Annotated in this window: 14 protein-coding genes; 9 read left to right on the top strand and 5 right to left on the bottom strand. The window is 62.6% G+C overall.

Features of this window, described 5'->3' with window-relative positions; genetic code table 11:
• Positions 1-1,281 precede the first annotated feature (1,281 nt).
• Positions 1,282-1,572 (bottom strand): acyl carrier protein, encoded by a 291-nt coding sequence (locus tag JWR89_RS23595; protein ID WP_299720600.1) that lies wholly within the window; start codon positions 1,570-1,572, stop codon positions 1,282-1,284.
• 260 nt (positions 1,573-1,832) lie between these two features.
• Here JWR89_RS23595 and JWR89_RS23590 point away from each other — a divergent pair, with 260 nt between their 5' ends.
• From JWR89_RS23590 to JWR89_RS23580, 3 genes are all read left to right on the top strand, one after another.
• Entirely contained in the window at positions 1,833-2,693 is an 861-nt protein-coding gene (locus JWR89_RS23590) for an acyl-CoA acyltransferase (protein ID WP_299720599.1), read from the top strand.
• Between the two features lie 241 nt (positions 2,694-2,934).
• On the top strand, positions 2,935-3,150 hold the full coding sequence (locus JWR89_RS23585; protein ID WP_299720598.1) for a hypothetical protein: 216 nt from the start codon (positions 2,935-2,937) through the stop codon (positions 3,148-3,150).
• A gap of 178 nt (positions 3,151-3,328) precedes the next feature.
• Positions 3,329-3,703, top strand: coding sequence for a hypothetical protein (locus JWR89_RS23580; RefSeq protein ID WP_299720597.1), 375 nt, complete (start codon positions 3,329-3,331; stop codon positions 3,701-3,703).
• A 19-nt stretch (positions 3,704-3,722) separates the two neighbouring features.
• Here the strand turns inward: JWR89_RS23580 and JWR89_RS23575 are convergent, their stop codons facing one another.
• The gene (locus JWR89_RS23575; protein ID WP_299720596.1) at positions 3,723-4,991 is read right to left on the bottom strand and encodes a polysaccharide deacetylase family protein; all 1,269 of its coding nucleotides are present in this window, start codon (positions 4,989-4,991) and stop codon (positions 3,723-3,725) included.
• A gap of 86 nt (positions 4,992-5,077) precedes the next feature.
• Entirely contained in the window at positions 5,078-5,851 is a 774-nt protein-coding gene (locus JWR89_RS23570; protein WP_299720602.1) for a polysaccharide deacetylase family protein, read from the bottom strand.
• A gap of 174 nt (positions 5,852-6,025) precedes the next feature.
• Here JWR89_RS23570 and mgtE point away from each other — a divergent pair, with 174 nt between their 5' ends.
• From mgtE to JWR89_RS23545, 5 genes are all read left to right on the top strand, one after another.
• Entirely contained in the window at positions 6,026-7,456 is a 1,431-nt protein-coding gene (gene mgtE, locus JWR89_RS23565) for a magnesium transporter (RefSeq protein ID WP_299720595.1), read from the top strand.
• A 58-nt stretch (positions 7,457-7,514) separates the two neighbouring features.
• Positions 7,515-7,823, top strand: coding sequence for a helix-turn-helix domain-containing protein (locus JWR89_RS23560; RefSeq protein WP_299720594.1), 309 nt, complete (start codon positions 7,515-7,517; stop codon positions 7,821-7,823).
• 87 nt (positions 7,824-7,910) lie between these two features.
• On the top strand, positions 7,911-8,729 hold the full coding sequence (locus JWR89_RS23555; protein ID WP_299720593.1) for an aldo/keto reductase: 819 nt from the start codon (positions 7,911-7,913) through the stop codon (positions 8,727-8,729).
• Between the two features lie 220 nt (positions 8,730-8,949).
• Complete coding sequence (locus JWR89_RS23550; RefSeq protein ID WP_299720592.1) at positions 8,950-10,122, top strand: hypothetical protein; 1,173 nt, start codon at positions 8,950-8,952, stop codon at positions 10,120-10,122.
• A gap of 86 nt (positions 10,123-10,208) precedes the next feature.
• Complete coding sequence (locus JWR89_RS23545; protein WP_299720591.1) at positions 10,209-11,012, top strand: YdcF family protein; 804 nt, start codon at positions 10,209-10,211, stop codon at positions 11,010-11,012.
• Between the two features lie 7 nt (positions 11,013-11,019).
• Here JWR89_RS23545 and JWR89_RS23540 read toward each other — a convergent pair whose 3' ends face one another.
• Positions 11,020-11,292, bottom strand: coding sequence for a DUF3253 domain-containing protein (locus JWR89_RS23540; RefSeq protein ID WP_299720590.1), 273 nt, complete (start codon positions 11,290-11,292; stop codon positions 11,020-11,022).
• Between the two features lie 110 nt (positions 11,293-11,402).
• Here JWR89_RS23540 and JWR89_RS23535 point away from each other — a divergent pair, with 110 nt between their 5' ends.
• Positions 11,403-12,275 carry a hypothetical protein gene (locus tag JWR89_RS23535; RefSeq protein WP_299720601.1) on the top strand — a complete coding sequence of 291 codons (873 nt, stop codon included), beginning with the start codon at positions 11,403-11,405 and terminating at the stop codon, positions 12,273-12,275.
• 13 nt (positions 12,276-12,288) lie between these two features.
• Here JWR89_RS23535 and JWR89_RS23530 read toward each other — a convergent pair.
• The coding region (locus JWR89_RS23530) for a DUF599 family protein (RefSeq protein WP_299720589.1) at positions 12,289-12,819 on the bottom strand (531 nt) is incomplete at its 5' end.

Genomic DNA, 12,819 nt, shown 5'->3' with positions numbered 1-12,819 from the left:
GGGCCGAACATCCTAAGACAGCGACGCCCCCCGATCTCCGTTGTCTTCGGATGCAGCTGTTGCGGCCAAGCCTGCAGCACATAGAACGCTCGCTACAGCCCATTGGGTATGAAGATCATACTTCGTGGCTATTCGGCAGTCCGACAAGCCATCCTAGGGAGTCCGCAATGACGTCAGTGGCTCTCGTAGGGCAGTCGCGGAGGATTCCGAATTGGCCGAGTGAGCCAACTTAATAGGCTAGAAGCTATGGCTTCAGGCTGACTAAAAGCCGCGTCGTATGTGATACAATTTGGGATCTAATTGAGATACAACGACCTGCTCACGAGCAAATTTCTCTAACAAAATCAAAAGGTGTTATGTGGATTACGTTCCCTCCGAGCGCACCACCTCCAAATTATCATATTGAAATAACTGAAGAAATTACTTTCTTCCCGCGCATTTTGCCGTAGGGGCAGCTTCGCTGTGCGCTCTTTTCATTATGCCAGCTGCCGCACAGGACTTTCTCGCCGGGGTTGTCTCGATCGATGTCACGATGACGCAGACCGCGGCGAAAGCTGCTTCCCCAGCCAGTATGGCGTCGTTGACTGAATTCGGGGCTCCGGCCCCATCCACAGGCCTGTGGCAACCTGTCGTGCCGGTGGGACCTATGACCGGGTCGGAAAATCTTCGATCCCACGACATGAATGCTCCTCCGGAACGCAACTTGAGACCGAATTCAAGCCAAGTTCGGTCATTTCGTTCCGGGGCCGGGTGGCTTCGACGTCTCGCCATTCTCGGGTATGCGTATGGAGAGAAAGGGACGCCCGATCTTGCGGGCATGTGCGCGAACGCTAGTCATTGTGCGACCGAACGCCGCCGCAGCCCGTACCGGAGTAGCGCCACTTGCTATCATAGCCCTGAGGCGTTCGTTGTCTTTCTCGGTCCAGGCGCTTTTTCTCGATCTTGTGTGCACGGCGTTCACGCCGGTGGCTTGAGGCTGCTTAAGCGCCGACAGGGCAGGCGAGTCGGGCGGATCGCCGACTATTTTTGTCATCATAAAACTACACCTCTGGCACTCGAAGGCGCGCTTCTCGGCGCCATCTCGGTGGGGCTCGCGGGGCACCACGTTCATTCGGGTACGGCAGAGAATGCAGCGGGGACGCTCGATGGCGGCTAGAAGCCAGAGTGATGGAGCGGGGTCTGACATGGCGGCTCACCCTTTGATCAGGACGGTAATTCGACATCAGGCATTTCAAGGGCTGTCGGCACGACAGGAAGGCCCGACCTCCTTCGCCTTTCAACTCAGGCAACGCGGTCGTTTCTGCCCAGCGGCCCTTGTCGTAGACTTCGGACGTGAGCCCTATCGTAGGCCCGGACGAACTCGCCGATGGTCGATGGGAACGCCATCTCGTCGGAGAGGGTGAACGGATCGAAGCCGAAATCGTCTTCGAGATTCGACAGCAGGACCGTGAACGCCAGCGAATCGAGCCCGGTCTCGTGCAGCAGCAGGTCATCATGGAGCTCTGGGAGTTCAAATCCCTGTTCTTCGGCGGTCTTGCGTATGACCGAGACAACACGCGAATTTACCGACATGGATACCACCCATCAGGAAACGGCCTCGAGTTACTGCGGGGCGACGATACCTGACCATGTGCCGTCCCCTTCACTTCCACTTTGGGGTAATCCATCGGTGTGATGGCATCCAGACTACGGCGGGATAGGATTGTAGGCATCGTGACCGGCCTATCCCCCCTCGGTGCCCCTAAGAGTGACCGGAGAACCGCTTCCATGGACGTGATCCGCACAGGCCAGGTCTCGTCGTCCGGCCCCGCCATGCCGGCAGGGGCCGGATCATGATCCGATGCCGCCAGATTGAGGCGGGCGATCTCGATGCCGTGGCCGAGCTTCTCTGCCGGGGCTTCGCGGGCCGCACGCGCGATTACTGGGGCGCCGGACTGCGGCGACAGGCCGAGCGTACGATACCCCAAGGCTTCCCGCGCTTCGGCTATCTGCTCGACTACGAGGGCAGGCCGGTCGGCGTACTGCTGTCGATCTACAGTGCTCAGCATCGGGACGGCGTCGCGTCGGTCCGCTGCAATCTGTCGAGCTGTTACGTGGAGCCCGCCTTCCGCAACTACGCCCCGATGCTCGGCAAGATGGCGCACCGCGAGGCGGACGTCGTTTACCTCAACATCAGCCCGGCGTCGTGGACGTTGCAGGCGATCGAAACCCAGGGCTTCCACCGCTATTGCGGCGGCATCTTCTTCTCCTTGCCGGCGCTATCGCCGGCGGAAAAGGGCATGCGGGTGGAAATCATCGGTAGCGAGAATTTGCCCATCGAAGGCCTGACGGACGCCATCGCGGCGCTCCTGTCCAGGCACGCCGGTTACGGCTGCCTCAGCCTGGCCTGCCGCGCGGCGGATGGACGCGTCTTCCCGTTCGTGCTGCAGCCGATGCGCATTGGCGGCCTACCGCTTCCGGCGATGCAGATGATCTATTGCGCCGACGTGGCGGACTACCCGGCTTGCGCCGGCGCGCTCGGTCGCTTTCTGCTAAAGCGCGGCCGGATCTCGATCGCGCTCGACGCCAACGGCCACCTCGACGACCTGATCGGCTTCTACCGCGCGCCGCTCGGCTGCAAGTACTTTAAGGGGCCGGAACGTCCGCGGCTCGCCGACCTCTCGGACACCGAACTTGTGATATTCGGTCCGTAAGCGAAGCCCGGCCTTAACCTCACAGGGAGGTGCCGTCGGTCATGGGCACGGCCAACGAAATCGCCGCCGGAGAGAAAGTTCAACGCGAGAAAATTCCCTCGGTTTCGGTGTATGATGATGTAAATGAATAAATATTCTAGACTCTCCGAGCGCACCACAACCTCAAAAATCCATTGACATCATTGATGTTTTTGATCTTCCGCCGGGCACGCAGCGACGCGGCGGAAACAGGAATAATGGCATGAGCAAAGCCTTCGAGCGACTGATCGACAAATATGCCGAGCGCCAGGAATTCGATCGCCTGACCACCTACCACAGCACCCGGGCGGCACTGCTGAAAAGCATCGGGGACGGCACCTACGACAAGATGCCCCCGGAGCCGGAAATCCAGCCGCTGATGGATGAAATCGCCCGAGAAATCGCCTATCTGGAAACGGCGCTTCTGAAGCGGCCTTGACGGCCGCGGTAAACCGCCGTCGCTTCAGGGGCGGCAAGCCCGTTGGGAAATGATGACCGCGATTCGGTTTGCCTGTGCGTAACTGATTACCTTAGTCGTCCTGTAACGAGTTCAGGCTAGCAACGCCGCTGCCCGGCTACTTTGGCCGCCGCGCGCCTTGATCGACTGGAGCGAACCCATGAAATATCTCAGCTACGCCTATCGTTTCGTCTCCAATTTCGCATTTTTAGCGCTGGTCTATTTCAGCCTGAATTTCATCGGCAACTATCAGCAGCGCACCATCATCGCGGCTCTGGTGCTGGCCTATGCGGCGATGCGCGCGGTGTCGGCGCTGCGCACGTTCTATTTCTTCAAGTGCATCGAGCGGCTTGAACTGGAAGCCCGGCGCCTCGGCGGACTGTCGATGGAAGGGCCGACCGCGGCCGCATCGCGCAAGATCGTGGTCAAGGAGGTGGTCGAGCTGCGGCAGGCTGGCGAGATGAAATCTTATATTGATCTCTTGTTTCTCGGCATTATCGTGGTGCTGTGCCTGGCCAAGATCACCTCGAGCTGAGCGTCGGCGAGGCGAAGCCTCAGCGCACCCCGATCGGACCGGGCTGCAATCCCGGCTGCGTCACCGGCATGCTGCCGGGAATGGTCCGCTTGGCGGCGCTCGCGTTGATCGAGATCAGCCGCGCAATCGAATCGGAAGCGCTGCCGCGCGGGCTCTGCTGCGCATGGTGCGGGAGTTGCACCAGCGCCCGGATCGCCACGCTATGCCGCTCGGCGATTCCGAACAGGTCCTGCGCCGGCACCGGCAACATGGTCTTGTCGGTCATCGCCTGCAGCCTCGATTGGCGCGGCCACGGGGCCTGCTGCGGCAGCGGGATTGCGCCGCGGACGCGCCGGTTGCGCTCGAAGCTTTCGGTCAGCGACAGCATCTGATCCGAGGCCGAAATCGTCGGGGCAGGAAGCATATCGAGGTTAGCGAAGGCAAAGCTCGGGACCTTCTGCCAATGCGAGATCGCAACGGTCTCACTGGTTGGATGCATCTGCCACTGCTGCGCATTGGTCGGCGTCTTCGGCAATTCGGGCGTTGCAGCGACCACGTGGACGATGCGGAAGCCGCCGGCCTTGAGGTCGCGCAGGATGCTTGGCAGTGCCGCCACGGTGCGGGCCTGGATGTCGTGCAGTAGCAGGATGCCCTTGCCTTTGGCTTCGATCCGGGAGATCGCGAGGTTGTGCACCGTCTGCGAGGAGACGTGCCGCCAGTCGTCGGCGGGGAAATCGGCGCTCCAGGTCTGGATGCCCTGCGACGCCAGGTAGTCCTCGACAATCCCCGCGCGCAGCAGGCCGGGGACCCGGAAGAAAGGCGACAGTTGAGCTAAGTCGCCGAGGGCGGCTTTCACCGAGGCGATGCCGTCGTCGATTTCCTTTTGCGCGCTTTCGATCGGCAACCGATTCATGGTCAGCGGATGATTTTGCGTGTGGGTGCCGACGCTGTGGCCGGCGGCGATAAGCTTGCGCACGCCCTCGGGATATTCCCGCGCCATCCGGCCGATCTCGAAGAAGGTCGCCTTGATGCATTGTTCGGCAAGGATCGCGAGGATCGCGTTGCTGTATTTCGGGATTGGGCCGTCGTCGAACGTCAGCACCACCTCGTGGTCTTCGAGCGGCAGCGTTTCGGAATATTGCATGGTGCCGATGCGCGGGTGTTCGCGGGGATCGACGACGATGGTGCGGGAGGTGCCGAGCGCGTCCGGATTGCCGGGACAGTTGGCGGCCAGCGCCGGCTGCGCGGCGAGGCCCACGAACAGGCCGAAGCCCAGCACGGCCTTCACTCCGATCGACGCATAAGCCATCAACAAACACCAAAATGCATTGCAAATTAAAGGAAAACTACAGGGCGCATGGTGAACGGCGCCTTAACTTCCTGATCACGCCAACGTCACGGCATCCGCTGCACCGTCTTGCCCGGTGCGGGCGCCACCACATGGACGATACGATAGTTGTTTTCGCGCAGAAAACGCAGGAAATCCGGCATCATCGCGGCGGTCTGCGCCTTGGTGTCATGAAACAGGATGATGCCTTTTCCAGCGGCCTTCACGCGGTCGCTGATCAGCTTCAGCTCCTGATCCGGCGTCATCTTGTTCCAGTCGCTGGCCCAGAAATCGGCGCCGAACACGGCAATGCCGCGCGACTGCAGGACGTCGAGCAAAGCCGGCGTGGAACTAAAATAGGGGAAGCGGAAGAACGGCGTCGTCGGAACCGTGCTTGCCCGGCCGTACAGCGCCATCTCATCGGCGGCGATGCCGCGGTCGATCTGCGCGAGGGCCTGGGCGTGGTCAATCTTCTTCAAGTCGGGATGCGCCCAGCTGTGATGCCCGATGCTGTGGCCTTCGGCGGCGATCCGCTTTACCAGATCGGGATGGGCGGCTGCGCTCTGGCCGATCAGGAAGAACGTCGCCTTCACGCATTCGTGCGCCAGCGCGGCCAGAACCTTGGTCGTCGTCGGCGGATTGGGGCCGTCGTCGAAGGTCAGGACAATCTCGTGATCTTGCAGCGGCAGGGATTGCGGAAAGCTCTGCACGCCGACGCGGGGATAGGTCGCGGGATCGACGACCAGCACGCGCGCGGTTCCAAGCGCGTCCTTGCGCGGGCATTCCTCGGCTTGCGCAGCAGCGGTGCAGGCGATCAGGGCAACGAAGGCGACCTTCAACACGATCAAGACACTTTCCCGGCCGCTCATCTCACGCGCCGCACATTTCCGATTGCATCGGGCATCGCCGATTGGGTAATGCCTGATGCGGGCTCTGGTTCGATCTTCCCGGTGGAATAGCGCATTCCACTGGAATGTGCGCCTGTCCGAAATCACATCCCAACAGGCGGGGGCGGTATGACCGACGATCTGAACCTTGCCCCACCTGGCGATACCGCTGAACTGTCGGCTCTCGACCGCTTTCCCATGCGTGACGAGGATGGCGACATCCGCCCCGCATTTGTCGAGGCCATCTCCCATGCGGTTCAAGTCGCCGATACCGGCTTCCTGAAGGAGATCGTCGGCGAGCTGCACGAGGCCGATCTAGGCGACCTGATCGAGGCGCTGGAGCCCGACGAGCGCGTCAGCCTGATCGAGCTGACCGGCGCCGATTTCGACTTTTCGGCACTGAACGAGGTCGATGATTCCGTCCGCGAAGAACTGCTCGAGGAGCTAGAAACCTCCACCGTGGCGGAAGGCGTCCGCGAGCTGGATTCCGACGACGCCGTCGAACTGCTCGAAGGCATGGACGAGGAGGACCAGGACGAGATTCTCGACAAGCTTCCGCCCTCGGAGCGCGTCGCGCTGGAGCGCAGCCTGGAATATCCGGAAATCTCCGCCGGCCGGCGGATGCAGACCGATTTCATTGCGGTGCCGCCGGACTGGAATGTCGGGCAGGCCATCGATTACATGCGCGACACCGAGGATCTGCCGGAGCGGTTTTACGAGATCTATGCCGTGGACCAGTGGCAACGCTGGCAGGGCGCCGTGTCGCTCGACGCGCTGTTGCGCTCGCGCAGGCCGATCCCGCTGGCCGAACTGATCGACGAGGACCGCCGCCGCGTCTCGGTCAACGACGATCAGGAGGAAGTGGCGCGGCTGTTCGGCAAATACAACCTTGTCGCAGCACCCGTGGTCGATATCGACAACCGGCTGGTCGGCGTCATCACCATCGATGACGTGGTCGATGTGATCGAGGAGGAGGCCGACGAGGATCTCAAGGCGCTGGGCGGCGTCACGTCGGACGAAGAACTCTCCGACAGTTTCTGGTCAATCGCCAAGGGCCGCTTCAACTGGCTGATCGTCAACCTCGCCACCGCGTTTCTGGCGTCCTCGGTGCTTGGCCTGTTCGAGGGCCAGCTCGAACAGATGGTGGCGCTCGCCGTGCTGGCGCCGATCGTTGCCAGCCAGGGCGGCAACGCGGCGACCCAGACCATGACCGTCGCCGTGCGCGCGCTGGCAACGCGGGAGCTCAACCCCAACAATGCGACCCGCGTGGTGATCCGCGAAGGCCTCGTCGGGCTGATGAACGGCCTCGCCTTCGCCGTCATCACCGGCATTGCCGCGGTCGCCTGGTTCAAGATTCCCGCGCTCGGTGTAGTGATCGGGCTGGCGATGCTGGTCAACCTGATCGCCGGTGCGCTGGGCGGCATCCTGATTCCGATGGTGCTGGAGAAGGTCAAGGCCGATCCCGCGGTAGCGTCAGGGACCTTCGTCACCACCGTCACCGACGTGGTCGGCTTTTTCTCCTTCCTCGGCATCGCCACGCTGTGGTTCGGGCTGAAATAGGTATCTTTACCGGACCTTAACGCTGTTGCCCGACCATCCGCCCCGGATGAGGTCGAACATGCGCTTGCGGTTGAAGGCAGACGGACGGATCGTGGAATTGCGCGACGGCGGCGAGTTTCCGTTGGCGCCGGACATGCCCGTGGCGGCGGTTCGGACGATCGACCCGGCGGTGCGCGACCTTCGCCAACGCGCGCAACTGACTCAGACCGAATTCGCTGCGCGGCTCGGTGTCCCCGTCGATACCATCCGCAACTGGGAACAGGGCAAGCGCATGCCGCGCGGCCCGGCCCGTGCGCTGCTCGCGGTGATCGCGCACGCGCCGGACACCGTGTTCGCAGCGCTTGCGCCGGGCGCAGCCGAGGCCTGAGCGCGACCTGCGATTGTCAGCCAGCGCTGTCGGACCTAATCTTGTTCAGGATCGTTCTCGTGTCGTCCACTCGCCCGGGAGGCCGTGATGCTGTTTGTCGAAGCCAATGGTGCGAAGATTCCGGCGATCGGGCTCGGTACCTGGGAATTGCGTGGCCGGACCTGTGCCCGCATCGTCGAGCAGGCGCTGCGGCTCGGCTATCGCCACATCGACACCGCGCAGATCTACGAGAACGAACGCGAAGTCGGGGAGGGCGTGCGCTCATCGCATGTCCGGCGCGACGACGTCTTCATCACCACCAAGGTCTGGACAACGCATTTTGCGCCCCATGATCTCGAACGCTCCGCCAAGGAGAGTTTGGTGAAGCTGCGGATGTCGGAAGTCGATCTGCTGCTGCTGCACTGGCCGAACGCGCACGTGCCACTGGAGGAAACGCTCGGCGCCCTGGCGCATGTCAAGAAACAGGGCCTGGCGCGGCATATCGGCGTGTCGAATTTCACGGTCGCGCTGATCGAGCAGGCGGTGGCGCTGTGCAGCGAACCGCTGGTCTGCGACCAGGTCGAGTATCATCCCTATCTCGACCAGACCAAGGTGCACGACGCCTGCAAAAAGGCCGGCATGGCGCTGGTCGCCTATAGCCCGATCGCCAAGGGCAGCATCAAGACCGACGCGGCGCTGGCGCGGATCGGCGGCAGCTATGGCAAGACCGCGGCGCAGGTCTGCCTGCGCTGGCTGGTGCAGCAAAACGTAGTGGCGATCCCGCGCACCTCGAAGGTGGAACGGTTGTCGCAAAACATCGACATCTTCGATTTCGTGCTGGCCGACGCCGACATGGCGGAAATTTCCGCGATGGCCAGTGCCAAGGGCCGGCTCACCGACTTCGGCTTCGCGCCGAAATGGGACTGAAGATATCCGCGGTCTATTCGTTCGATCGGCCAACCGACGCGCGGCTCACGGGTCGTTGAAGGTTATTGCGTTGGGTAAGATTCCGGTCGTCGTTGCCCGGGTCGCTGCGCACTGCTAGCGTTACCGCATGACATCGGTTGCATTTGGCACTGGTACGAAACCTTGGTTAAGGAGCACATGGACCCTGGTAGCAGGTATCCTTGCCCTTCATTGTTACTCGTTGTTTCTGCCGTTCGTGAATCAAGAGACGGCGTTCAACCAGGCGGCGACATACTTTCGTGGCGGCAGTTCTGAGAACATTAATGCTTTCTTTGCGGCTGAAGCCAATTCGGTCGTCGTCCCCGCTCTGGGCGCAACGCTGTCGTTGATATTTCAGCTCGGCCCGGAATCCGGATGCCGGATCTTGTCTCTGCTTTGCCTGGCTGGACTGGTCGCCGCGTTGCATGTGATGCTTCCCGATCCATCGCGCAAGGCGGTTTTTGTAGGTTTGGCGTTGGTCGTGCTGAACCCGCTGGTGTGGACATTCGCCGGCCGTGGGACCGCTGATTTTGCGCCGATGGCACTTGCGGTGATGAGCGTGGCGTTGTTCTGGCTATCGCGGGACCGCACAGGTACCGTGATATTTGCAGCGCTGCTGTTTGCAGCGGCGTGTCTGACCAAGATCCACGCCATACTGCTCTTGCCGTTGGTTGCGCTCAGCCCGGAGGCGCAGAGCCTCCAGCAACGTGCCACCCTGCTGTTCGTCGCGCTCGTCGCGGCGCTTGCATCTGTGGCGATCTACAACATCGCCATCTTCAGCAGTTTCGGATTCTGGTTCACCCCACCGCAATTTGCCGCGGCTCTGGCGCCCACGGTGATGAATGTTGGCAACAATTTCGTGAGATACGGCGGCTATCTGGCTTTGCTGGTGCTGCCGTTTTCCGTCGCTCTGGCCTTCAGCCACTCGGACCGACGTGGCATATTGCTGAAACTTGGGGTGATCTGCCTCGGAATGGCCGCCGGCGGCCTTCTTCCGCCGTCGGTCGGAGAGATGAATTTTGGTCCGTTCGATAGATGGATCGGAAGCTGGCTGACCGGCGCCGTTCTCTCGGCCCTGTTTGTTGTCTTTCTCTTGGGTCTGTTCGCCATGAAAGAGACCTGGGTCGCTCGGGGCAGGGTGCTGTCGCTACTGTTGTTTCTGCTTGTGCTGTCTTTCAGTCGTCCCGCGCAGCGCTACCTGCTGCTTATTTTACCTTTCTATTATCTGATGATCTTCAGGGCCGGTGGCTTGCGACGTCTCGCCGTTCCGGCACTGGCCGTTTTTGTATCCTTAAATCTCGTCGTGGCGACCGTGCAGATGCGGACAGCGCCGGCGGGTGCCGCCAACGTGTTCGGTCCCGCAAGACAGTTCTAGATGCCGGCTGCGATCGCGAGCGAAACCTTGATCTTGCCGCAACGAGCCGTCATGCAGTGGGCCTGTCCAGCACGCCGTCGGTCCCCATGTTCTTCGCGCTCTCGAAAATTCTCGGTTTCTTCACTTTGCCGTCCAACGCGATCGCCGCGGTCTGCGCGATCGGGGCGTTGCTGTTGCTGCTGCAGCGCCAGCGCGCGGGCACACTGACCCTGACCTTCGGCATCCTGCTGCTGCTGATCTTCGGGTATTCGCCGGCGGGCAACGTGCTGATGCTGTCCCTGACCGAACGCTTTCCGGCCTGGCAGTCCGACGGCCGCGACCCGGACGGCATCATCATTCTCGGCGGCGCGATCGATCAGGATGCGACGGTTGCCCGCGGGACCGTCGAGATGAACGGGGCAGCGGAGCGCATGACCAGTACGATAGAATTGGCCCGACGGTTCCCAAAGGCGCGGGTAGTTTTCAGCGGCGGCAGCAGCAACCTGATGCAGAAATCCGTTCCGGAAGCGCCGGTCGCCGGCGATTGGCTGCAGCGTTTCGGCGTGGCGGCGGAGCGGATCACGCTGGAGAGCGACTCGCGTACGACGGACGAAAACGCGGCCTTCACCCGCCGGATACTGATGCCGAAGCCCGGCGAGCGTTGGCTGCTGGTGACCTCGGCGTTTCACATGCCGCGCTCGATCGGCGCGTTTCGGGCGGCCGGATTCAATGTGGAAGCCTATCCCGTGGATTGGCGCTCGCGCGGCTGGATCGACGCGAATTCGCCGTTCGATTCGCTCAGCGCCGGCCTGGTCCGCACCGACCTCGCGATGCATGAATGGACGGGACTTGTCGGCTATTGGCTGACGGGGCGCAGCAGCGCGCTGTTTCCGGCGCCGCAAAAACCCTGAGCCGACCTCAGTCCTGCCGCGGCAGGCCGAGCCGGTAGACGCCACGAAAATCCTGGGGATCGGCGGGCTTGCCCTTGCGGTAGATCACCAGGCGGCCGGCGACGGCAAGAGCCACCGCGGCGCGCCGGATCGGCATCAGCAGGCTGTGCCAGTCGCCTTCCGGCGTGATGGCATGGGCGATCTCCGGCGCGCTCAGCGTGCCGCTGGCGCGGCTGAGCACGTCGAGGATGGATTCTTCGAGGGAGAGAACGGCGGAAGGCTGGGAATCTGGCTGGGACATCTCCATGCCATGACGCATCGAACCGCCCTGCGCAAGGCGTGGTACAATGCGCTGCCCGGCGTTAGGATGCCGCCGGGTCGGCGTTGAGTTGAAATGTCCAGTTTATCGTGATGGAACCACGGCACCTCATACGCGCAGCGATCGCCGTTTCGATTATCGGCCATCTGGCGCTGGCCGTCGGCGTCTATTTCGCCGACGCGCGCCCTTTCGACCCCTCTGTCACTGACAACATCGCCGTCGATATCGTGACGCCGGAACAGGTCGCGGCAGTTGCCAAGGAGCCCGAGCCGAAGGAGCCGGACGCGGCGCCATTCGACAAGCCCAAACCGGAATTCCGGCTGCCGGACTTGAACAAGCCCACCAACGACAGCACGCCGCAGTCTTCCGCGCAAAAGCCGGGATCGCCGTCGCCCGCGGCACAGAAGCCGCCGCCGCCATCAACTCACCAGCAGGCGGCGGCGGCGCCGGCACAGCCATCCTCATCGCCGCCGCCCGCAGCGCAACAGGCAGCCGAGCCGCCGGCTTCGCAACCCCAGCAGCAACAGGCAGCGCTGCAGCCGCCATCGCAGCTTTCTCAACCGGGCCCCGCAACGGCGGAGCCGGACATCACCGTCAAATACGGCGTCATGCTCGGGCTGCCTGATGGCAATGGCGGTTCGACGGCGTTGAGCAAGGCCGATATCGCGCCGCTGGATATCGCCGCGTTCCGGCGGCATCTGAAGACCTGCTCGAAGCTGCCCGCTGCGGTCACGCCGAACGACAAGGTGCGGATCGTGCTACGCGCCTTCCTGGCGCCAAACGGCCGGCTGTCCACCGAACCCAGTCTGATCGAGGCCAGCGCCTCGGCGAAGGGACCGCTGCTGATGCAGGCCGCGATGCGCGCGCTCGAGGCCTGCCAGCCCTATGCGATGCTGCCGGCGGACAAATACCAGGAGTGGAAGGTGCTCGACCTGGCCTTTACGCCGCAGGATTTCGCCGGCTGATCGAGCGCGGGCGCTATGGCGCCATCGCGCGCCAGGCATTGGACGCGAACTGCCGCCGCCACGTCACGATCACCACCGCCGCAGTGGAGACCAGAAACACCCACGGGCTGACGAACCAGCCGAGATAGCCCAGCGCGAAGAAGAACGCGCGCTGACCGCGGTTGAAATGCCGTGCCGCCGCGCCGAACAGCCGCGTCGTGCGCATCACATGGGCTTCGGCCTCCGGCGTGTCGCGCTTCGAGGCCAGCGGCATCGCGCCGATCAGGATCGCCACATAGTTGAACAGCCGGTACGACCAGGCAAACTTGAAGAAGGCGTAGACGAAGATCAGCACCAGGCCGATGCACTTGATCTCCCACAACGCCGGCGCGGCGCGAAAGCCGATCGGCAGGCTTTGCAGCATCGGCATCACCTCGTTGGTGGCACGAAGCAGCGCCAGCGATCCGCCGATGGCGATCAGCGTGGTCGAGGCGAACCAGGCGGTGCCGTTCTGCAGCGAGGTCATGATGTGGGTATCGACGATACGGGCCTCGCGCTCCAACAT

It is taken from the genome of Tardiphaga sp. (genome assembly GCF_028290785.1).
Lineage (GTDB): Bacteria > Pseudomonadota > Alphaproteobacteria > Rhizobiales > Xanthobacteraceae > Tardiphaga.
The sequence above is the reverse complement of the archived record's forward strand: the minus strand, read 5'-3'. Positions and strand labels throughout refer to the sequence as shown.

Excerpts from the sequence above, each read along its gene's own strand:
- JWR89_RS23585 (WP_299720598.1), top strand. The coding sequence starts at position 2,935 with ATGAGCAAAGCCTTCGAGCGACTGATCGACAAATATGCCGAGCGCCAG.
- JWR89_RS23535 (WP_299720601.1), top strand. The coding sequence starts at position 11,403 with ATGGAACCACGGCACCTCATACGCGCAGCGATCGCCGTTTCGATTATC.
- JWR89_RS23580 (WP_299720597.1), top strand. The coding sequence starts at position 3,329 with ATGAAATATCTCAGCTACGCCTATCGTTTCGTCTCCAATTTCGCATTT.
- JWR89_RS23555 (WP_299720593.1), top strand. The coding sequence starts at position 7,911 with ATGCTGTTTGTCGAAGCCAATGGTGCGAAGATTCCGGCGATCGGGCTC.
- JWR89_RS23545 (WP_299720591.1), top strand. The coding sequence starts at position 10,209 with ATGTTCTTCGCGCTCTCGAAAATTCTCGGTTTCTTCACTTTGCCGTCC.
- JWR89_RS23595 (WP_299720600.1), bottom strand. The coding sequence starts at position 1,572 with ATGTCGGTAAATTCGCGTGTTGTCTCGGTCATACGCAAGACCGCCGAA.
- JWR89_RS23575 (WP_299720596.1), bottom strand. The coding sequence starts at position 4,991 with ATGGCTTATGCGTCGATCGGAGTGAAGGCCGTGCTGGGCTTCGGCCTG.
- mgtE (WP_299720595.1), top strand. The coding sequence starts at position 6,026 with ATGACCGACGATCTGAACCTTGCCCCACCTGGCGATACCGCTGAACTG.
- JWR89_RS23540 (WP_299720590.1), bottom strand. The coding sequence starts at position 11,292 with ATGTCCCAGCCAGATTCCCAGCCTTCCGCCGTTCTCTCCCTCGAAGAA.
- JWR89_RS23560 (WP_299720594.1), top strand. The coding sequence starts at position 7,515 with ATGCGCTTGCGGTTGAAGGCAGACGGACGGATCGTGGAATTGCGCGAC.
- JWR89_RS23590 (WP_299720599.1), top strand. The coding sequence starts at position 1,833 with ATGATCCGATGCCGCCAGATTGAGGCGGGCGATCTCGATGCCGTGGCC.